General features: G+C 68.9%; 17 protein-coding genes. 4 read left to right on the top strand and 13 right to left on the bottom strand.

What is annotated here, in order from left to right:
• Positions 1-26: 26 nt before the first annotated feature.
• From WS70_RS23560 to WS70_RS23545, 4 genes are all read right to left on the bottom strand, one after another.
• Complete coding sequence (locus WS70_RS23560; RefSeq protein ID WP_059472421.1) at positions 27-860, bottom strand: SDR family oxidoreductase; 834 nt, start codon at positions 858-860, stop codon at positions 27-29.
• Entirely contained in the window at positions 857-1,708 is an 852-nt protein-coding gene (locus WS70_RS23555) for a molybdenum cofactor biosynthesis F family protein (RefSeq protein WP_059472420.1), read from the bottom strand. Before WS70_RS23555 ends, WS70_RS23560 begins: the two co-directional genes overlap by 4 nt.
• A gap of 265 nt (positions 1,709-1,973) precedes the next feature.
• Positions 1,974-2,921, bottom strand: coding sequence for an aldo/keto reductase (locus WS70_RS23550; RefSeq protein ID WP_059472419.1), 948 nt, complete (start codon positions 2,919-2,921; stop codon positions 1,974-1,976).
• 318 nt (positions 2,922-3,239) lie between these two features.
• A complete protein-coding gene (locus WS70_RS23545) occupies positions 3,240-3,917 on the bottom strand; it encodes a DsbA family protein (protein ID WP_059472418.1) in 678 nt (225 codons plus the stop codon).
• 104 nt (positions 3,918-4,021) lie between these two features.
• Between WS70_RS23545 and WS70_RS23540 the strand changes: the two genes are divergently transcribed.
• Positions 4,022-4,921, top strand: a complete 900-nt coding sequence (locus tag WS70_RS23540) for a LysR family transcriptional regulator (protein ID WP_059598418.1) — start codon at positions 4,022-4,024, stop codon at positions 4,919-4,921.
• Positions 4,922-5,099: 178 nt separating this feature from the next.
• Here WS70_RS23540 and fliD read toward each other — a convergent pair whose 3' ends face one another.
• The 4 genes from fliD to WS70_RS32490 form a co-directional block, all read right to left on the bottom strand.
• Positions 5,100-6,641, bottom strand: coding sequence for a flagellar filament capping protein FliD (gene fliD / locus WS70_RS23535; RefSeq protein ID WP_059598419.1), 1,542 nt, complete (start codon positions 6,639-6,641; stop codon positions 5,100-5,102).
• Positions 6,642-6,884: 243 nt separating this feature from the next.
• A complete protein-coding gene (locus WS70_RS23525; RefSeq protein WP_059598420.1) occupies positions 6,885-8,129 on the bottom strand; it encodes a Zn-dependent hydrolase in 1,245 nt (414 codons plus the stop codon).
• The gene (locus tag WS70_RS23520) at positions 8,119-8,988 is read right to left on the bottom strand and encodes an L-2-amino-thiazoline-4-carboxylic acid hydrolase (protein WP_082716334.1); all 870 of its coding nucleotides are present in this window, start codon (positions 8,986-8,988) and stop codon (positions 8,119-8,121) included. Before WS70_RS23520 ends, WS70_RS23525 begins: the two co-directional genes overlap by 11 nt.
• Positions 8,989-9,010: 22 nt before the next feature.
• A complete protein-coding gene (locus WS70_RS32490; RefSeq protein WP_059598421.1) occupies positions 9,011-10,297 on the bottom strand; it encodes a branched-chain amino acid ABC transporter substrate-binding protein in 1,287 nt (428 codons plus the stop codon).
• A 197-nt stretch (positions 10,298-10,494) separates the two neighbouring features.
• Between WS70_RS32490 and WS70_RS23515 the strand changes: the two genes are divergently transcribed.
• Together WS70_RS23515 and WS70_RS33175 are read left to right on the top strand one after the other, a co-directional pair.
• The gene (locus tag WS70_RS23515; RefSeq protein ID WP_059472413.1) at positions 10,495-11,403 is read left to right on the top strand and encodes a LysR substrate-binding domain-containing protein; all 909 of its coding nucleotides are present in this window, start codon (positions 10,495-10,497) and stop codon (positions 11,401-11,403) included.
• Between the two features lie 315 nt (positions 11,404-11,718).
• Positions 11,719-11,853 carry an HHHH-motif protein gene (locus WS70_RS33175; protein WP_226382955.1) on the top strand — a complete coding sequence of 45 codons (135 nt, stop codon included), beginning with the start codon at positions 11,719-11,721 and terminating at the stop codon, positions 11,851-11,853.
• A gap of 107 nt (positions 11,854-11,960) precedes the next feature.
• Here WS70_RS33175 and WS70_RS23510 read toward each other — a convergent pair whose 3' ends face one another.
• From WS70_RS23510 to WS70_RS31830, 4 genes are all read right to left on the bottom strand, one after another.
• The gene (locus WS70_RS23510; RefSeq protein ID WP_059472412.1) at positions 11,961-14,228 is read right to left on the bottom strand and encodes a helicase C-terminal domain-containing protein; all 2,268 of its coding nucleotides are present in this window, start codon (positions 14,226-14,228) and stop codon (positions 11,961-11,963) included.
• Complete coding sequence (locus WS70_RS23505; RefSeq protein WP_059598422.1) at positions 14,225-15,943, bottom strand: VRR-NUC domain-containing protein; 1,719 nt, start codon at positions 15,941-15,943, stop codon at positions 14,225-14,227. The genes WS70_RS23510 and WS70_RS23505 overlap by 4 nt, the downstream gene beginning before the upstream one ends.
• Positions 15,944-16,498: 555 nt before the next feature.
• A complete protein-coding gene (locus tag WS70_RS23500; protein ID WP_059472410.1) occupies positions 16,499-16,984 on the bottom strand; it encodes a hypothetical protein in 486 nt (161 codons plus the stop codon).
• Positions 16,981-17,223, bottom strand: coding sequence for a hypothetical protein (locus WS70_RS31830; protein ID WP_156438268.1), 243 nt, complete (start codon positions 17,221-17,223; stop codon positions 16,981-16,983). Before WS70_RS31830 ends, WS70_RS23500 begins: the two co-directional genes overlap by 4 nt.
• Positions 17,224-17,285: 62 nt before the next feature.
• On the opposite strand from WS70_RS31830, the gene rbsK reads away from it, so the two are divergent.
• Positions 17,286-18,266: a ribokinase gene (gene rbsK / locus WS70_RS23495; RefSeq protein WP_059598423.1), complete on the top strand. Its 981-nt coding sequence runs from the start codon at positions 17,286-17,288 to the stop codon at positions 18,264-18,266.
• Here the strand turns inward: rbsK and WS70_RS23490 are convergent.
• On the bottom strand, positions 18,256-19,227 hold the full coding sequence (locus WS70_RS23490) for a nucleoside hydrolase (protein ID WP_059598448.1): 972 nt from the start codon (positions 19,225-19,227) through the stop codon (positions 18,256-18,258). The two genes, rbsK and WS70_RS23490, sit on opposite strands and share 11 nt — an antisense overlap.
• Positions 19,228-19,230 lie beyond the last annotated feature (3 nt).

Here is a 19,230-nt window from a genome sequence, read left to right as displayed (position 1 = left end):
CGGACACGGCCGCGGACTCGGCCGCGCTACACGAGCATCGCACCAGCCTCCGGCAGCGTCGCGCCGCCGTCGACGACGATCGTCTGTCCGGTGACATAACCCGCCGCGTCCGATGCGAGGAACAGCATCGCGGCCGCAATGTCGTCCGGCTCGCCGAGACGGCCGAGCGGCACGCCGCGTGCGATCCGCTCGCTGTGCGCCGCATCGCCGAGATTGCCTGCGGCCGGCGTGCGGATCATCCCGGGCTCGACGCCGTTGACAGTCACGTTCCGGCGAGCAAGCTCGAGGGCCGCCGCGCGAATGAAGCCGTTCACGCCGGCCTTCGACGCCGCGTAATGCGCGAGCCCCGGATACGCGACGCGCGGCCCCGTCACCGACGACGTCGCGAGCACCCGCCCCTGCCCCGCGCGCTCGAAAGCAGGCAGCGCCGCCTGCGTGAGCCAGAACAGCGCGGACAGGTTGACGGCGAGCGTGCGTTCGAGCACGTCGGGGGCGATCGCGTCGAACGGCGTCAGCGGAAAATACGCGGCGTTGTGGACGACGACATCGAGCCGGCCGCTGTCCGCCTCGAACTGCGCGACGAGCCCGAACAGCTCGTCGCGCCGCGCGGCATCGACCCGGTACGCGCGCACGGTCTGCCCGTCGTCGAGCCCGCGCGCGGCGAGCCGCGCGCCAAGCGCGGCCGCCGCGTCGCCCTGCAAGTCGGCGATCGCGACGGTCGCGCCGGCAGCGGCGAACGCATCGGCAATCGCCGCGCCGATCCCCTGCGCGCCGCCCGTGACGAGCACGGTGCGGCCGCGAAAATCGGCGACGAGCCGCCCGCGCGGCAGCACCGCGCGCTTCGAGTCGGCGCCGCTCATCGTGCGAGCGGATGCACGGTTTCGTTCAGCACTTGCGCATGGGCGCCAATCGGGAAATTCGACAGCGCGCCGAAGTCGCCTTCGCGATAGCCGAATATCTTGCCGTCCGTCTTGCACCGGTCGAGATCGATCAGCACGACGCCGAGCGTCGGCACGATCTTCTCGCGCCAGACGAACAGATACAGCGCGTCGGCGAGCTTGAAGTAATGGCAGCGGTCGACGTCCGCGAGCCCGCGCTCGACGCCTTCGAGGCAATGCCATGCGTAGAACGCGTCGTTCAGATAAATGTGCTCGTAGCACTCGGTCGGGCTGTAGCGGTACATCGTCCGCTTGCCGATCAGCTCGCGCGTCGGTGCGTGCAGCGGGCCGGGCGCAGCCGCGCCTACGATCGCGCCGTGGCGGAACGTCGCCTCGACGCCCGTCAGCGGCAGGCCGCGCGCGACGCGCGAAAACGCGTCGACGCGCACGTCGTCCTCGGTCGGCAGCACGCCTTCGATCGATGTCCAGACGCCTCGCGTCAGATCGAGCACGATGCTGACCGACGTCGCACGCCGGGTCGGATCGATGTAGTCGACGAAGCAGATGCCGTCGCGCAGTTGCGTCGCGCGGTACGCGGCCTCGCCGCTCGCGCCGCTTGCATCGCCGCCACCCGCGCCGCGCGCCGCGCGGCGCTCACGCCAGCGCAACGTCGATCGATCGGCGAACGTGTATTCGAGCGTCGCGCCGTCCGTCGCGGCGAGCGCGAGCGTGCGCCCGGCGAGATCGCCGACGGGTTCGAGGATGTGACTTTCGGGTGCGAAGCCTTCGGCCAGCGCACCGACTTGAATGAACAACGGATCTGCTTCCATGCATTCCTCCGATTGAGCGCCGCGCCGTCAGGCACGGTCGCGAAACAGGAGGTCATGGTGCCCGCGTGCCCGGCCGTGCGGTATCAACCGAAAGGATGAACGGTGTTGGCGGCGGAGGCTCGTGCGCGGCAAACGTTCCGCGGGCTCGGCACGAACGAGCCGTGAAAAGCGGCACGCGACGGCGCAGCCGCCGAACGAAAGCGCGGCCGGGCCGCCGCGACCGCGCGTCGCGTTCGGCCCGCATCGGATCGACGACGTCGCCCGCTTACGGCGCGCTCGCGTCGTCGAGCTGCGCGATGTCCTCCGCGTCGAGCGGCAGCCGAATCGCCGCTCCGAACGCGCTCAATTGCGCGAGCGACGTCGCGCTCGCGATCGGCGCGGTGACGCTCGGCCGCGCGATCTGCCACGCGAGCGCAACCGACGTCGGCGTCGAGTCGTGCTTCGCCGCGACCGCATCGAGCGCCGCGAGAATCCGCAAGCCGCGCGGATTCAGATATTGCTCGACGCGCCCGCCGCGCGCGCTCTTCTTCAGGTCCGCCTCGGACCGGTACTTGCCCGACAGAAAGCCGCTCGCGAGCGCGTAATAGGTGACGACGCCGAGCTTCAGCTCGGTCGCGACCGGCTCGAGATCGCGTTCGTACTCGGCGCGATCGTACAGGTTGTATTCGGGCTGGATCACCTGATACGCGGGCAGGCCGGTGCGGCGGCTCAGCTCGGCCGCCTCGCGCAGCCGGGCGCCGCTATAGTTCGACGCGCCGATGATCCGGACCTTGCCCTGCTCGATCAGCGTCTGGTACGCGCCGAGCGTCTCTTCGAGCGGCGCGGTGTCGGCGAGGTCGCGGTGCGAGAAATAGAGATCGATGTAGTCGGTCTGCAGACGCCGCAGCGAATCCTCGGCGGCCTTCAGGACGTTCTCGCGCGACAGGCCCGCACGCGCTTCGAGCAGCCCGACCTTCGTCGCGATCACGACCTGGTCGCGCTTGCCCGAGCGCTTGAGCCACTTGCCGATGATCGTTTCCGATTCGCCGCCGTGGTTGCCGGGCGCCCAGGCCGAATAGACGTCGGCGGTGTCGATGAAGTTGATGCCGGTGTCAGCGAGCGCGTCGAGCAGCGAGAACGAGGTGTTCTCGTCGGCGGTCCAGCCGAACACGTTGCCGCCGAACACCAGCGGCGAAACTTGAATCGTCGAAATGCCGAGTGAGCGTAGTGCCATCTTTTCTCTCCGATCGATGATGATCCGGCCAACGCATGCGGCACGCGTCGCGCGGCGCGACAAGCCGGGATTCGACGGTCGATGCCAACGCGCGGCCGGCGCGGTTCAAACCGATTAAACCTCATTTCCAAAGACCGTGCGCTGACAAAGGATCGGCGGCGCGAGCCGCTCGACGGGACCGCCGTCGGCATCAGCGGGCGAGCCGCCGTCCGTCGGCGGAAAGACAAGAATGGCGAAGAGAAAGACGCTCCGACGCGCTTCGGCTCGACTCGATTCGGCGCGCGACATCACGCCGAATCGCCACGCTCGCGATCGGCGTTATGCAGCTTCGCGCAGCACCCGCTCGACCGCCGCGGCTGCCGCCTGCGCGCCGCCATACAGGCTCGCGCCGTGCAGCACGTAGCCGTGCTCGCCGACCGTCACCAGCAGTTGCGGCACGCCCGACGCACCGAGCTGCCGCATCGCCCGCTGCGTGCCGTCGATGCGTGCGGCCGTCGCGCTCGCAAGCGCCGCGTCGCCCTCGATCCGGTGCGCGAGTTCGTCCGCGTCGATCGCCACACCGGCCTTCGCGGCGACGTCCGCCGCGACACGCGCGAGCACGTCCGCGCGCGCGGTGTCGAGGCCGTCGACATAGCGCGCGAGCTGAATTGCTTCGAGAAGCGGCCGTTCGAGCCGCGCATCGACGCCGCGCAGCGCGGTCAGCACGCGGTTCGCCGGCCCCGAATCGAAGCGCACGCCGCCGCGCAGCAGCACCTGCTCGCGATACGCGTGCGTGAAGCGCTGCCCCGTCGCCTGCTCGATGCGCTGATCGTTGCGCCACGCGTACTCGCCCCATTCGGACGTCAGATCGCGTGCGCCCTCGTCAGCGAAGAGGCCCGACGGCATCAGTTCGAGCACGCCCGGATAAGCGCCGTCGAGCCCGGCGAGCGCCGGCGCGCTCGCATAGCACCAGCCGCAAAGCGGATCGAAAAAGTACTGAAGTTGGAAGCTGTTCATCGTGCGGAAACGCGTTCTTGAAGAAAGTGAAGCAAGTCTATTCGATATCCAATCGATCGAATACAATGCCAAAATCGACAATTTGTTGCATAAACTGATCGAATATGGATCGAATCACCGCGATGCAGGTGTTCGTCGAGACAGCCGAGCGCGGCAGCGTGTCGGCAGCCGCGCAACATCTGGACATGTCGCGCGCGATGGCCTCGCGCTACGTCGCATTCATGGAGCAATGGTCGGGCGCGCGGCTGCTGCATCGGACCACCCGGCGCCTGACGCTCACCGCGGCCGGCGCGCAGATGCTGCCGCTTTGCCGCGACATGCTCGGGCTCGCCGATCACGTCGCCACGGTCGTCGCCGATCCGGGCGATGCGCCGCGCGGCGCGCTGCGGATCACCGCGAGCGCGATCTTCGCGCAGACGCACGTGACCGACGCGGTCCTCGACTATCTGGCCCGCTATCCGGCCGTATCGGTGGATCTGCTCGTCACGGACCGCACCGCCGATCTCGTCGATGAGCGAATCGATCTCGCGATCCGCATCACGAACGAAGTCGATCCGAGCCTGATCGCGCGCCGGCTCGGCACGTGCCGCTCGGTGCTGTGCGCGTCGCCCGGCTATCTGGCCGAGCACGGCGCGCCGAAGCAGCCGCACGACCTCGCGCGGCACAACTGCCTGACATATGCATATTTCGGGCAGAGCCTGTGGCGCCTGACGCGCGACGGCGAACCAGCGACGGTGCCCGTGCAAGGCAATCTGAGCGCGAACGACGCGCTCGTGCTGCTGCGCGCAGCGATCGCGGGCGGCGGCGTCGCGCTGCTGCCAACGTTCGCGGCGGCCGAACCGATCCGCGCGGGCGCGCTCGTGCGCGTGCTGGCCGACTGCACGGCGCCCGATCTCGGCATCTACGCGGTCTACGCGTCGCGCAAGCAGATGCCGCTCGCGATGCGCACGATGATCGATTTCCTTGCCGAGCGTTTCGGCGACACGCCCGCGTGGGATGCCTAGCCGCCCGACGTCGCTCCAGGACGACGAAACGACAACGAAACGACAACGAAAAACGGCGGCGGTACGCGTGTTGCCGCCACGCATACCGCCGCCGTCGAGAAAAGCCGCCGTTCGCGCGATGCGAACCGCCGCGTGAGCGAAAACGCTACGCGCGTCGCCCGCCGCGTTCCCGTTCGCGCTACTTGTTGTTCGCGAGCGCGCCGGAGCTGTTCGCGCCGCCGAACAATTGCGTCAGATAATTGGTGTTTTGCTGCATCCGCGCCATCAGCGCGTCGAGCGCGGTGAACTGCGCCTTGTATTGCGCGGTCAGCTGCGACGTATAAGTCTCGAGCCGCGCCTGCCGCTGCGTGATGCTCTTCATGTCGCGGTCGATCGCATCCGAGCGGATGTCGAACGTGCCGCCCTTGCGCAGGTGCACGTCGACTGTCTTCGTGATCTGCGCGCCGACGCCGTTCGTCTTGTTGAACAGCGCCTCGACCGCCTGCGGATCGTTCTGCAGCGCCTCGTTCAGCTTCTTCTTGTCGACGACGAGCGAGCCCTCCGGCAGCTTGTCGCCGGGACGCACGAACGTGACGCCGAGCGCGGCGAGCGACGCGCGCTTGTTATCGCCGTGCGGCACGCCGCCGCCGACGATGTGCGCGAGCGAGTTGCGAATGCCGTTGAGCATCGAATCGCCGATCATCGGGCCGCCCTGCTGCCCCGGCTTCGCCGTCTTGTCGAACGACGTGAGCTGCGCCATCGTCCCGATCATCGAGTTGTACAGATCCACGAAGTTCGTCACCGCGCTCGCCTGGCCGTCGATGTCACGGGCGATCGTCAGCGTCTGCGGCGCGCCGATCGCTTCTTCGGTCACGTTGATCGTCACGCCGGCGATCACGCCCGTGACCTTGTTGTCCGCGCTGCGCGCGGTGATCACGCCGCCCACCGTGACGATCGCATCCTGCGCGAAATCGCTCTGCTTCCACGCATCGCCCGCCGACGCGATCGTCGACTTGCCGCCCTTGTCGTCGGCCGTCGACTTGACCGCGAGGCCCGACAGGCCGGCGTCGTCTTTCACGTTCGATACGCTCACGTCGATCACGTTCGCGCTGCCCGATGCGGTCGAACGCAGCACGAGGTGCGCGCCGTCGGTGCCCGTCACGACCGTCGCAGTCACGCCGGGATTGTTCTTCGCCGAGTTGATCGCAGCCGCGATGCCGGCCGGGGTGTCATTCGCGGCGTCGATGTCGACCGACGTCGAGCGGCCGCCGACCTTGAGCGTCAGCGTGCCGGAGCCGAGCCTCTGCTTCGGATCGAAACCGGCCGACACGAGCGTCTGCGAACGCGCGACCTGCTTGACTTCGACCTGATAGGCGCCGGCGACGGTGCCCTTGTCGGTCGTCGCGGTGATCCCCTTGCCGCTCGCCTTCGACGTGAATTTCTGCGCGAGCGTGCCGTCGGACAGCGACTCGACGCCCGTCTGCAGATTGCTGAGCGCCAGCTTCAACGCACCGAGCGCCGAGATCTGCGTGTTGTTCCAGGACACCTGGCTCTTGATCTCCGCAGCCTGGCCAGCCGTCTTCGCATTGACGAGCGCCGTAACGAGCCCGTTCACGTCCATCGTCGACTTGCCCGTGGAACCGTTGATGAGCGACTGCGCGGCGTCCTGCACTTGCGCCCAAGCGTCGCTTTGCGAGTTTGCCGCGAGAAGCGAATTAGCCCCCGTTTGAGTGATCGCCATCGAATTACCCCCGTTCTGTGTGGTTGGTTTATTTCATGGTTATTCGTAATATGAAAGCATATCGCAATTATTGGAATCTGATTGTGAAGATTGTTGTAAGTCTTGATTCAACCCGGACGACCGCCGGAGCCCGCGGCGCGAAAGCCGGCGAATCCGGCCGCCGCCGGCACGCATGTCGGCGGCGGCGCCGGGCGCGGCGCATCCGAAATCCGGGATCGATCGGCGCGACGCGTGGCCTGCCGCCTAGGTTTCGAGCGCGCTCGCGAGCACGGCGTGCAGCAGCACGTTCGCACCCGCCGCCGCCCATTCCGGCGTGATCGCTTCCGCCTCGTTGTGGCTCAAGCCGTCGACGCACGGCACGAAGATCATCCCCGTCGGCGCGATCCGCGCGAGATGGCATGCGTCGTGTCCCGCGCCCGACACGATGTCCGCATGCGGCAGGCCGAGCGCGGCCGCCGCGTCGCGCACCGCCGCCACGCACGCGGGCGCGAACGGCACCGGCGCGTAGTCGGCGATCTGCTCGATCCGCGCGGACAGCCCGGCCGACTCGGCGATTCGCGCGAGCTCCGCGCGCAGCGCCGCGTCCATGTCGGCGAGCGTCGCGGCATCCGGATGCCGGCACTCGATCGTGAAGAAGCACGCGCCCGGCACCGTGTTGCGCGAGTTCGGACGCGCTTCGATCATCCCGACCGTCGCGCGGCCGTGCGGCGCATGGCGGCGGCCGAGCGCGTCGACGAAGTCGATCATCCGCGCGGCGCCGACGAGCGCGTCGCGCCGCAGCGCCATCGGCGTCGTGCCCGCGTGCGCGTCGACGCCCGTGAGCGTCGCCTCGTACCAGCGCTGCCCCTGCCCGGCCGTCACGACGCCAATCGTATGGCCGCCGCGCTCGAGAATCGCGCCCTGCTCGATGTGCAACTCGTACGCCGCATGCACCAGCGCGCCGCCGACGGGCGCGTCGCCCGCGTAGCCGATTTGCGCGAGCGCGTCGCCGAGCGTCACGCCGGCCGCATCCGCGCGCGACAGCCCGAAATCGAGCGGATAGACGCCCGCGAACACGCCGGACGCGATCATCGGCGGCGCGAAGCGCGAGCCTTCCTCGTTGGTCCAGACGACGACATCGATCGGCCGCCCGGTCTCGACGCCCGCGTCGTTCAGCGCACGCACGACCTCGAGCCCGCCGAGCACGCCGTAGATGCCGTCGTAGCGGCCTCCCGTCGGCTGCGTATCCGCGTGCGAGCCCGTCAGCACGGGCGCCGCGCGCGGATCGCGGCCGGCGCGGCGCGCGAAGATGTTGCCGATCCGGTCGACGCGGACCGTGCAGCCCGCCGCCCGCGCCCATTCGACGAACAGGTCGCGCGCGCGCCGGTCTTCGTCGGTCAGCGCGAGGCGGCACACGCCGCCTTTCGGCGTCGCGCCGATGCTCGCCATCCGCTCGAGCGACATCCACAGGCGCGCGCCATCGACGCGCAGCGCTTCATCACGCCGCATCGCTCGCCTCCGGTTTCGTGCGTGAATCGGCAGGCTCCGCCGCATCGAATGCGCTGTCGCGCGCATGCACCTGCCGCGGCGCGGCGCACGCCCCGCCGTCCGCTTGCGATTTCCCCGCTTCGTCCTGCGCGCCGCGATGCGGACGCACCTCGCGCGCCCCGCTCCGGGCGTCTTCACATGCGGGGGCCCGTTGCGGCGCACTCGCTTCTCCGCCGTGCGCACGCGCCTCCGGCCGCGCGGCGGAAGCGTCGCCGCGCAGGCCGGGCTCCCGCGGCCCGGCCGGCGTCCCGCGCTGCGCGCCGGCGGTCTGCCGCGCGCCGCTCGCTTCTTCGCGCGCCTCGTCTTCCGGCGACTCCATCAGCCGATAGCGGAAATCGCAGTGCGTGCCGCCCTGCATCAGCGTGCGCGTGCGCGTCAGCGCGATGCGCGGGTCATAGCCCTCGATGAACACGCTGTCGCGTGCGCAGCTCAGCAGATGCCCGATCTCGCCCAGGCCCATCTCGCGATACATCTGCGCATACGCGCAGCGGCGCACGTCGTAGTCGTAATGCGCGTCGTCCGCGCGATGCACGTCGACTTCGAGCGCATCGTCCTTCTCCCACAGCGCCTGCAGCGCGACGAACGACGCGATGCTCGTGCCGCCCGGCTCCTTCGCGGCGAACGCGCGTCCCGCGTCGCGCGCGGCGCCGCGCACGGCCTCCGCGATCACCGCCTGCGCGCGCTCGACGCCGAACTCGCGCTTCATGATCTCGTAGATCGGCTTGATGATCTCCGCCTCGATGCGCCGCCGCGCGAGGATGCCGAGCGGCTCGCCGTCCGCCGCGCCGACCTCGGCCGGATGAATGGGAATGATCGTCATCAGCGTGTCTCCTGGTTCGTTGTCATTTCGATGCGGTCGATGCATTCGACGTCTGCGACGTACGCGACGCGACTCGGGTGCCGGTTGCAGCGCCGCCGCCGAGCACGTCGACCGCGGTCCATTTGCCGCCGCCCGCGCGATAGATCGTGAACGCCGGGTCTTGCAGATTGCCTTCGGCGTCGAACGCGATCGCGCCCGTCACGCCTTGCCGTTTCAGCGCATGCAGCACCGCCGGCAGACGCGCCGGGTCCGTCGAATTCGCGCGCTCGGCGGCGGCGATCAACATCGCCGCGGCGTCGTATGCGAACGGCGCGTGCAGCTCGATCGGCGCGCGATAGCGCGCACGATAGCGGGCGTCGAACGCCGCGCCGCCTGGCATCCCGGCAAGCGGCAGTCCCGGCTCGAGCGCCGTCACGCCGTCGCCGTCCGGCCCCGCGAGCGACAGGAACGTCTGCGTGACGAAACCGCCCGCGCCGACGAGCGTCGCGCTCAGCTTCAATTGGCGCATCCGTCGCGCGAGCGGCGCCGCCTGCGCGTCCAGCCCGCCGAAAAACACGACGTCCGCGCGCTTCGCCTTGACGGCCGTCAGCACCGCGCTGAAATCGGTCGTCTTGTCATTCACGTACTGACGATCGACGATCGCGCCGCCGTTCGCCTCGACGCCTTTTACGAATTGATCGGCAAGACCCGCGCCGAACGCGGTGCGGTCGTCGATCACCGCGATCCGCTTCGCGTGCAGCGCCTTCACGACGTACGCGCCCGCGTGCGCACCGCCCGCATCGTCGTGGCCCATGATCCGGAACGCCGTTGCGTAGCCCTGCCGCGTGTACTGATGTCCGGTCGACGCCGGCGCGATCTGCGCGATGCCGGCGTCGCGATAGATCCGCGACGCCGGCACGCTGCAGCCGGTATTCCAATGACCGACGACGCCGATCACGCGCCGCTCGACGAGCTGCTGCGCGACCGTCACGGCGGTGCGCGGATCGGACTGGTCGTCGACGGCGACGAGCTTGTAGACGACCGGCTTGCCGCCCAGCGCCGGATGACGGCTGTTCGCGTCGTCGAGCGCGAGCTGCGCGCCGTTCTGCAGATCCTTGCCGATCCGCGCGGACGGGCCGGTCAGCGGCGCGGCGAGGCCGATCAGCACGGTTCGCGGCGCGGACTGCGTGGATTGAGCGGATTGAGCGGATTGAGCGGATTGAGCGAATGCGGCGGTTCGAGCGGGCGTCTGCGCTTGTGCAGCGGACGCGGCGAACACGGCGGCGACCGACAGTGCGGCGCCGAGCGACAGCGTGGCAGGGAATTTCATCTGAGAGCGGAACCTGGGGATCGAGGGGGAAATGAAAGCGCGCCAAACATGAAAAATATTAAATAATTGTGCTCAATGGCCACAAATATCCAATTGTTCGATACTTATGCCGATACTGCACCCAAGTTCCAGTGCATTGTATTCAAGTCAATTTTTTTCGTTTCCGCAACGAAAGACGTTTCGATAAAATTCGATTCATGAAAAATATCGAACGATTGACCAACGATCCGCCATTGCGCGCGGTACGCGCGTTTGAAGCGTTCGCGCGCGTGGGCTCCGTCACGGCGGCTGCGGCCGAGCTCGACATCACGCCGTCCGCGGTCAGCCACCAGTTGCAGTTGCTGGAGACCTTCGTGCAGACACCGCTCACGGTCCGCGAAGGCCGCACGCTCGCGCTCACCGACGAAGGGCGCGATTACTACCGGTCGATCAGCGCGGCGTTCTCAGTGCTGCGCAGCGCGACGGGGTTCGTTCGCGACCGCTCGTCGCTGCGGCAGATCACGATCAGCCTGATTCCGCTGTTCGGCATCGGCTGGTTCATCCCGCGCCTGCACACGTTCCTCGCGGACAACCAGGACGTCGACGTGACGGTGCTGTACGCGCACCATCGCAACTACCTGAGCGACGCGTCGGATCTGTCGATTCGCTTCGGCGTCGGCGATTGGCGCGGCTATCGCTGCGAGCGGCTGCTGTCGGGCGCAGTCGTTCCCGCGTGCAGTCCGGCGTTCGCGCGCCGCCACGGGCCGTTCAAGCGGCCCGCCGATCTCGCGGCCGTGCCGCTCGTGCACGACGAGGATCGCAATACCTGGGTCAACTGGTTTCAGGGCGCGGGCGTGAAACACGTCACGCACGCAGTCGGGCCGCTTTTCGAGGACGGCCAGCTGACGCTCGCCGCGACGCGCGCGGGACTCGGCGCGGCGCTGCTGCGCGCGCCGCTGATCGAGCGGGAGCTGATGAACGGCGAGCTCGTCAAGCTGTTCGATCACGCGCTCGACGACGGGCGCGACTACTACCTGTGCAGCCGCGCGGACGCCGATTTGCCGGACGGCGCGCAGCGGCTCGCCGATTGGCTGAGGAAGACGATAGGGACGCGCCGATTGGCGTGAGCGGTGAATTGAAGCGAGCGATGTGCGCGCCGCCGACATCGGCAAAGGGAGCGGATCGCAAAACCGCTCGATGTCGGCGAGACTCCATTGACGGCGCAGCCGCCGATCGGACTCACTCAACCGTTCGGTTCGCAAGACGACCACGGTGCGCCACTTTATTTCCGCCGATTACCGCTCGTGTGATCCGTCGTCGGCCGTTGCAACTCATTACATGTGAAATAGTGCACGTTCGCATGATGGCCTCCAGCGGTCGCGCGGCACTGCGTTCGCGACTGCTCCGCCACACCCTCATTCGCCCGGGAAAAGGACTGAAACATGAAGAACCCGCTGATGTCGGCGTTCGTCGCCGCCGTTGCCCTCTCGGCGCTCGTGCCGTCGGCAGAAGCGCATCCGCATCGCGCATGCCATTTCGATCATCATCACCACCGCGTGTGCCATTGGGTCCGCTGATCGCCCCATATAGGCCGGCCGGCGCCTGATGTCGCCGGCCGGCACCCCATTGGACGAAGGTCGGAGCCTTCCGGCCGCGCGCGCCGCGCTCGCGGCTCCGCAGTCCGTCAGCTCAGCCGCCACCACCGCGGCAACAGCCGCCGCACCTCGCCGCGCCGGAACCGGTCGTCGATCAGATGCACGACGCCTTCGTCGTGCTCGGTGCGGATCACCCGCCCCGCCGCCTGCACGACCTTGCGCAATCCCGGAAACAGGTAGACATAGTCGTAGCCGCGGCCGAAGCGCGCGTCCATCGCGCGACGCATCTCTTCGTTGACGTCGTTGACCTGCGGCAGCCCGAGCGTCGCGACGAACGCGCCGATCAGCCGGTCGCCCGCGAGGTCGACGCCCTCCGAGAATGCCCCGCCCAGCACCGCGAAACCGATGCCCCGCCCGTTCGGCTCGAAGCGCGCGAGAAACGCATCGCGCGCGGCCTCGTCCATGCCGGGCGCCTGCTCCCAGACGGGCAGCCCGGGATGGCGCTCGCGCAGCCGCGCGACGACCTGCTGCAAGTACTCGAAACTGCTCAGGAACCCCAGGTAGTTGCCCGGCCGCGCCGCGTACTGCGCGGCGATCAGCTCGACGATCGGCTCGAGCGAGCGCTCGCGGTCGCGCCAACGCGTCGACACGTGCGCGGCGACCTTCACCGTCAGTTGCTCCGCACGGAACGGCCCTTCGACGTCGAGCGCGCCCGTGTCGTCCGGCAGGCCGAGCGTGTCGCGGTAGAAATCGAACGGGCTCAGCGTGCCCGAGAACATCACGGTCGCGCGCGCGGCGTCGTGGCGCGACGCGAGGAAATCGGCCGGGATCACGTTGCGCACGCAAAGAACCGACGCCTGCTTGCCGCGGCGCGGCGCGATCGCTCGCACGAGCGTCGCATCGAAGATCGAATGCGTGTCGAACTGCTCGGCGAGCGCGACGAAGTGGATCGCATCGAAGCAGAAGCGCAGCACGGCGGCGTCGAGCGCGAGCGGCGCTTCCGCCGCGAGCTCCGAAAACCGGCCGATCAGGTTCTGCGCGGCCGACAGCACGCGCGGCGGCACGTCCGCGTGCACCGTGTACGCGGTCTCCTGCTCGCGATTGAGCGCATTCCATTCGCGGTTCAATCGCTCGAGCGCCTTCGTGAGCGGCGCGGGCGCGAGCTTGCGGACCCCGGCGAGCTCCCGCTGATCGAGCGCCGCGCTGTACATCCCGCGTGCGCGGTCGAGCAGGTTGTGCGCCTCGTCGACGAGCACGCCGACGCGCCACTGGTTCTGCTGCGCGAGGCCGTGCAGCAGCGCGCGGCCGTCGTAGTAGTAGTTATAGTCGCCGACGACGACGTCGCACCAGCGTGCGAGCTCCTGCGCGAGATAGTACGGGCACACGTCGTGCGTGAGCGCCGCGGCGCGCACCGTCGCGCGATCGAGCCGGCCGTGTTCGAGCGCGGCGGCGCGCGCGGCCGCGAGCCGGTCGTAGAAGCCGCGCGCGAGCGGACACGATTCGCCGTGACAGGCGGCGTCCGGATGCTCGCACGCCTTGTCGCGCGCGACGAGTTCGAGCACGCGCAGCGGCAGCGCGCCGCCCGCCGCCGCGCGCAGCGCATCGGCCGCGTCGAGCGCGAGCGCGCGGCCGGGCGTCTTCGCGGTCAGGAAGAACAGCCGGTCGAGATGATCCTCCGCGCACGCCTTCAACAGCGGAAACAGCGTGCCGAGCGTCTTGCCGATGCCGGTCGGCGCCTGCGCGAGCAGCGCGCGGCCGTCGCGCGCGGCGCGATAGGCGGCGACGGCGAGCTCACGCTGCCCGCTCCGAAACTGCGCATGCGGAAACGCGAGCGCGCGCAGCGCCGCATTGCGCGCGGCGCGATGCGCGTCCTCGCGCGCCGCCCAGTCGACGAAGCGCTCGCACTGCTCGACGAAGCATGCCTCGAGCGTCGCGGCCGTGTGCGTTTCAGTCAGTACCGTCTCGCGCAACGTTCCCACGTCGAAATAAACGAGCGCGACCGTCAGTTCCGCAAGCCCGCGCGATTCGCGCAGCAGATGCCCGTACACCCGCGCCTGCGCCCAATGCAGCGCGCGCTGGTTCGCCGGCATCTTGCCGAGATCGCCGCGATGCGTCTTGATCTCTTCGAGGCGGTTCAGCACCGGATCGTAGCCGTCCGCGCGGCCGCGCACCGTCAGGCCGCGATGCTCGCCCGCGAGCGCGATCTCCTTCTCGTAGCCGGCGCCGCGCCGCGACGCGACCGTCGCGTGCCCGGCCATCCCTTCGAGCGCGCTCGGCGCGGGCGTGAAGCGCAGATCGAGATCGCCTTCGCGCGCGGTGAACTCGCACATTGCGCGCACCGCGACGACATAGCTCACGCGAGCGCCTCCTCGTCGTGCGGCGCGTGCGCGTCGCCGGCCCAGCGCACGTCGAGCACGCGCACCGGCATCCGGTGCCGCACGCAGTAGTCGAGCCAGCGGATCTGGTTGTCCTGCAACCGGTCGCCCGGGCCTTTCACTTCGATCAGTTCGTAGCGGCGCGCATCGGGCCAGAAGCGCACGAGGTCCGGCAGTCCCGAGCGGTTGCCGCGCACGTCGCCGAGCAGCCGCTCGAACCACAGCCGCAAATGCTCGGCGGGCAGGCACGCGAGCGCATGCTCGAGCAGCGCGTCGTCGAGTGCGCCCCAGAACACGAACGGCGACTGCACGCCCATCTTCTGCGCGTAGTGGCGGCGGATCGTGTCGCGGTATTGCGGACCGTCGAGTTGCGCGAGGCACGCATCGAACTGCGCGGCGCGGCGCGCGCGAAAGTCGGGCGCATGCAGATCGGCCGGGCCGCGCTGGAACGGGTGGAAGAACGCGCCCGGCACCGCGGCGAACACGGGCTCCCAGCACAGGAGCCCGAACAGCGAGTTGATCAGCGTGTTCTCGACGTAGAAGACGGGCGCATCCGCGCGGCTCAGGTGATCGCGCGCGACGTATTCGACCGGATACGGCGCGCCCGGATGCGCGAGCTCGATGCAGTCGCGCGGAATCGCCTGCGCACTCGCCGCACTCGCCGCACTCGCCGCACTCGCCGCGCGCGTCGCCGACAAGCCGACGCGCCGCCGCAGTCGCGGCAGCATCCGTGCGATCTGCTGCGCCTCCGCTTCGTTTTCGGGCGCGCGCGTCGCTTCGTCGGCGAGCGCGAGCGCCGCGTCGAAGCGCTCGCCGCGTTCGAGCACGCGCACGCGCCGCTGCCGGCTGCCGGGCCATGCGCTCGATTCGTATGCGGCGAGCGCGCCGTCCCAATCCGCGCGGCGCTCGCATGCCTGCCCGATCGCGAACGACAGCTTCGCGCGCCGCATCGCGAGCCACGCGTTCCCGCAGTCGATCGCGGCCGCGACCGCGACGAGGGGCGCGAGCGGCGTCTCTTCCGGCCAGCGTTCGAGCTGCTCGCGGCACGCGTGCAATTGCAGATAAGCGTCGACGTCGCCGCGCCGCTGGAACGCACGCGACGACGGCGCGAACGCGACCGTCTCGTACTGAAGCAGCCCGAGATCGGCGAGCACGAACTCCGACCAGTCCTGATGCAGATTGCCGAAGAACATCAGCCGCAGCCGGTTGCAGAGCCTATCGACCGTCACGCGCAGCACGCGGTCGTCGATCGACGGCAGCCACTGCGCCCAGGTTTGCTCGCCGTCGTGGGCCGCGCGCAACGCGTCGAGCCAGTCGGCCTTGCGGATCGCGCCGCTCGCGGGCGTGTCGGCAAACGCGTCGCGCAGCTCGGGCTTCGTCGCGAGCGCGAACAGTTCGTCGAGCGCGAGCGCCGGCTCCGGATCGATCCAGCCGAGTTCGACGAGCGGCGCCGCGGCCGCGAGCGAGCAGTCGATCTCGTCGTAGACGAGCTTGCTCGCGCGGAAGATCGGCCCCTTGCGCATCAGCATCCGCACGAGCAGCGCGCGCGACGCGCGCGGCAGGCGGCAGAACGCAGCGACGAACGCGTGCTCGTCGGCGTCGAGCACGTCGTCGTAGCGCTCGACGAGCCACGCGAGCGCTCGCTCGAAATTCGACAGGTAATAGAACGCGGGAGGAGACGACGGATCGGGCGGCACGGGATTCGGCGATTACGAGCGGTCGATGGTGCATCCCCAATTACGGGGGCTGCGAACCGTGACCAGACGAGTCATCCGCGCATGATAGCGCACGGCCGGCCAGTGGCTTTGCGACAGTGGCCGGCACCGTTCGCGCGTGGCGTGAACGGTCGTGGCGGCGCTCATGTGTGGTGGGTGGCGCGCTTCGTGGTCCGACGCCGGTCACACCACGATTGCAGTGGCCGCGGCCCGCGTGTTCGCGCGCCGCGTGCGCCGTCCGGCATGCGTCGGAATTCTGCGCGACGACGCCCGACAATCGCGACGCTCACGCGCAATCACGGCAAACTGTATTTCGGCTTCCGTGTCGCGCGGGCGCTGGCGTGATCGCCTTCCTTCCAGCGGCAAGCCGCATGCATTCGTCCGGCAAAACAATCGCGGCGAACATGTCGCAGCGCGTGCGCATATCGGCCGTCGCCATCCGCGCTCATCGGCCTCGCGCCGTGAGCGTCACGCGGCTCCGGATTGGCGAGAACCCGCCGCCAACGCGCCGCCGCAGAACCCCCTGCGCGGTGACGCTCAAAAGCCCGTGCTGCACCCGATGGAATTACCCGCCTCGCTCGCGCACGTGACGCCGGGCACGGGCTTTTCGACCACGATTTCCGGGCGGCCCGGCACGCCCGGCGAACTAGCCCGACCCGGCCACTTGCCGCGCGGATCATGATGCGAATCGCGCAATCGCTGCACGGCGCGATCTTCTTCCGCGAGCCGTTGGCGTCGCTCGGCCGCCCCGAGCTCGTCGGCGAATTTGACGGCGCCCGCCCCACTCCGCCGCTTCGCTTCGAACGATGGCAGCGCGCCCTTCGCATCACCGAACACCGACGTCACGGGCGATCCGTAGCTCGACGCATCGGCGGCCGATCGATTGATCTCTTTCGCGGCGAACGTGTGCGGCGATACGTCGGCCATGTCGAACGGGTTCTGTCCGCCGGCCCGGCTCGCCGTCGCCGGGACGACGATCAGCGATACGAAAGACCATTTGAGCACGAGAAACAACTTATTCATTCACTGACAACGACATCGGCAACAAAGCGCGCCACTATACCAGCCGATTCGCCGGATTCCGCGATTGTCCCCGACTTCGCTGCGCCCACGTAAAAATGTCGGATGCCAAAACGTCTTTCAAGCCGCGCACGAACGAACAGGCGACCGATCGCGGCTGCCCGCATCGATTGCACCGCGCCCGCAAAAACGATTGAGTGCGCGCCGCCGATGTGATTCCATTCGGAGGCGAGTTCCGACACGCGCTCGCACGACAATCACGACAATCACGATAATCATGACAACCATTCCGAGGACACCACAGATGGAGACGATCGCCGTAATCGGCAGCAACATGGTCGATCTCGTGACCTACGTCACGCGGATGCCGGCCGACGGAGAAACGCTCGAAGCGCCGAACTTCGAGATCGGCTGCGGCGGCAAGGGCGCAAACCAGGCGGTCGCCGCGTCGAAGCTCGGCGCACGTGTCGTGATGGTGTCGAAGGTCGGCGACGATCTGTTCGCCGACAACACATTGCGCAACTTCGAGCGCGTCGGCATCGATACCGAGCACGTGCGCCGCGTGTCCGGCGTATCGAGCGGCGTCGCGCCGATTTTCGTGAGCCCCGATTCGCGCAACCGGATCCTGATCGTCAAGGGCGCGAACCTGCATCTGAGGCCGGCCGACATCGACGCGGCGGCCGCGAAGATCGAGGCGAGCCGCCTCGTCGTGCTGCAACTCGAGATCGACATCGATACGGTCAACTATGCGATCGATTTCGCCGCCGCGCGCGGCATCCCGGTGCTGCTGAATCCCGCGCCCGGCGTCTCCGGCCTCGACTTCGCGCGGCTCGCCAAGCTCGAATTCCTCGTGCCGAACGAAACCGAGCTCGCGCTCGTGTCGGGCATGTCGACCGACACGCTCGATGCGGTCACGCGCGCGGCGGGCTCGCTCGTCAAGCGCGGGTTGAAGAACGTGCTCGTCACGCTCGGCGACAAAGGCTCGCTGCTCGTGTCGCGCACGGGAATCGTGCGCGTGCCGCCCGTCGCGGTCGATGCGCGCGACACGACGGGCGCGGGCGATGCGTACATCGGCTGCTTCGCGCGCCACTATGTCGCGACGGGCAACGTGCCCGCCGCGATGCGGCTCGCATCCGCATATGCCGCGCATTCGGTGACGGGCTTCGGCACGCAGAAATCGTACGCGGACGCGGCGACGTTCGAGCGCTTCCTGCAGACGGTCGGCTTCGACGCCGCATCGAGCACGACATCCTCCGCGAGCCGCAAGCCGCCCGTCAGCCGATGAGCGTCTTCCGATAAAGCGCGAGCATCGCGTCCGCATCGACGCCGACGCACACGTCGCGCGGCGGCCGCCCGTCCCAGTCCGGCGCAGGCACGGTCATCGTCGCCGGCTTCTGGATCGTCTCGCCGGCCGCGATGCCGCCCGTCAGCACGCGCACCGGGCCCGTGCGCGTCTTGTACAGCTGCGGCGCGACCACGTACGCGACCGCCGACGAATCGTGCACGTAGATGCCCGCGAGCCCCGCGCTCGCGCAATGGAACGCCTCGTAATGGCGCGACACGTCCCACACGAAGCGGCCGACGTCGCCCGCGTCGTCACGCAGCGCGGCGAGGTACTCGGTCGTCATGATCGTGTTCTGCGTGACGTCGAGCCCGACGATCGCGAGCGGCCACGACGCCGACATCACGATGTCCGCCGCGTCGGGATCGCCGAAGATGTTCGCCTCGGCGGCGGGCGACACGTTGCCGAGCACGCCCGCGGTGCCGAACGCGCCGCCCATGATGACGACCTGCTTGACCAGCGTCGCGACCTCGGGGTCCTCGGCGAGCACGTGGGCAAGATTCGTCAGCGGACCGACCGCGAGCAGCGTGACTTCGTGCGGATGTGCGCGCACCGTGTCGATGATGAAGCGATGCGCGGGCCGCGCATCGAGATTCGGCGCGTGCGCGACGTCGACGGACAAGCTGAGGCCCGTGTTGCCGAGACCGTCGTCGCCATGGATGCCGCCGAGCGGCTCGGGCGCCGGCCGCCGCAATGGCGCCGCCGCGCCGCGCGCGACGGGCACGCCGGGTGCGAAGCGGCCCGCGAGATAGAGCGCGTTGCGGGTCGTCGTGTCGATCGTCGCGTTGCCGAACACGCTCGTCACGCCGAGCAGTTCGATGTCCGGATGAAGCACCTGGAACACGAGCGCCATCGAATCGTCGACGCCCGGGTCCGTGTCATAGATGATCTTGTGCAAGCTCATGGG

The sequence above is a fragment of the Burkholderia mayonis genome, from assembly GCF_001523745.2.
Taxonomy (GTDB): Bacteria; Pseudomonadota; Gammaproteobacteria; order Burkholderiales; family Burkholderiaceae; genus Burkholderia; species Burkholderia mayonis.
This window is presented reverse-complemented; position numbering and strand designations above follow the sequence as displayed.

Excerpts from the sequence above, each read along its gene's own strand:
- rbsK (WP_059598423.1), top strand. The coding sequence starts at position 17,286 with ATGGAGACGATCGCCGTAATCGGCAGCAACATGGTCGATCTCGTGACC.
- fliD (WP_059598419.1), bottom strand. The coding sequence starts at position 6,641 with ATGGCGATCACTCAAACGGGGGCTAATTCGCTTCTCGCGGCAAACTCG.
- WS70_RS23560 (WP_059472421.1), bottom strand. The coding sequence starts at position 860 with ATGAGCGGCGCCGACTCGAAGCGCGCGGTGCTGCCGCGCGGGCGGCTC.
- WS70_RS23520 (WP_082716334.1), bottom strand. The coding sequence starts at position 8,988 with ATGACGATCATTCCCATTCATCCGGCCGAGGTCGGCGCGGCGGACGGC.
- WS70_RS33175 (WP_226382955.1), top strand. The coding sequence starts at position 11,719 with ATGAAGAACCCGCTGATGTCGGCGTTCGTCGCCGCCGTTGCCCTCTCG.
- WS70_RS23545 (WP_059472418.1), bottom strand. The coding sequence starts at position 3,917 with ATGAACAGCTTCCAACTTCAGTACTTTTTCGATCCGCTTTGCGGCTGG.
- WS70_RS23515 (WP_059472413.1), top strand. The coding sequence starts at position 10,495 with ATGAAAAATATCGAACGATTGACCAACGATCCGCCATTGCGCGCGGTA.
- WS70_RS32490 (WP_059598421.1), bottom strand. The coding sequence starts at position 10,297 with ATGAAATTCCCTGCCACGCTGTCGCTCGGCGCCGCACTGTCGGTCGCC.
- WS70_RS23550 (WP_059472419.1), bottom strand. The coding sequence starts at position 2,921 with ATGGCACTACGCTCACTCGGCATTTCGACGATTCAAGTTTCGCCGCTG.
- WS70_RS23500 (WP_059472410.1), bottom strand. The coding sequence starts at position 16,984 with ATGAATAAGTTGTTTCTCGTGCTCAAATGGTCTTTCGTATCGCTGATC.
- WS70_RS23555 (WP_059472420.1), bottom strand. The coding sequence starts at position 1,708 with ATGGAAGCAGATCCGTTGTTCATTCAAGTCGGTGCGCTGGCCGAAGGC.
- WS70_RS23540 (WP_059598418.1), top strand. The coding sequence starts at position 4,022 with ATGGATCGAATCACCGCGATGCAGGTGTTCGTCGAGACAGCCGAGCGC.
- WS70_RS23490 (WP_059598448.1), bottom strand. The coding sequence starts at position 19,227 with ATGAGCTTGCACAAGATCATCTATGACACGGACCCGGGCGTCGACGAT.
- WS70_RS23525 (WP_059598420.1), bottom strand. The coding sequence starts at position 8,129 with ATGCGGCGTGATGAAGCGCTGCGCGTCGATGGCGCGCGCCTGTGGATG.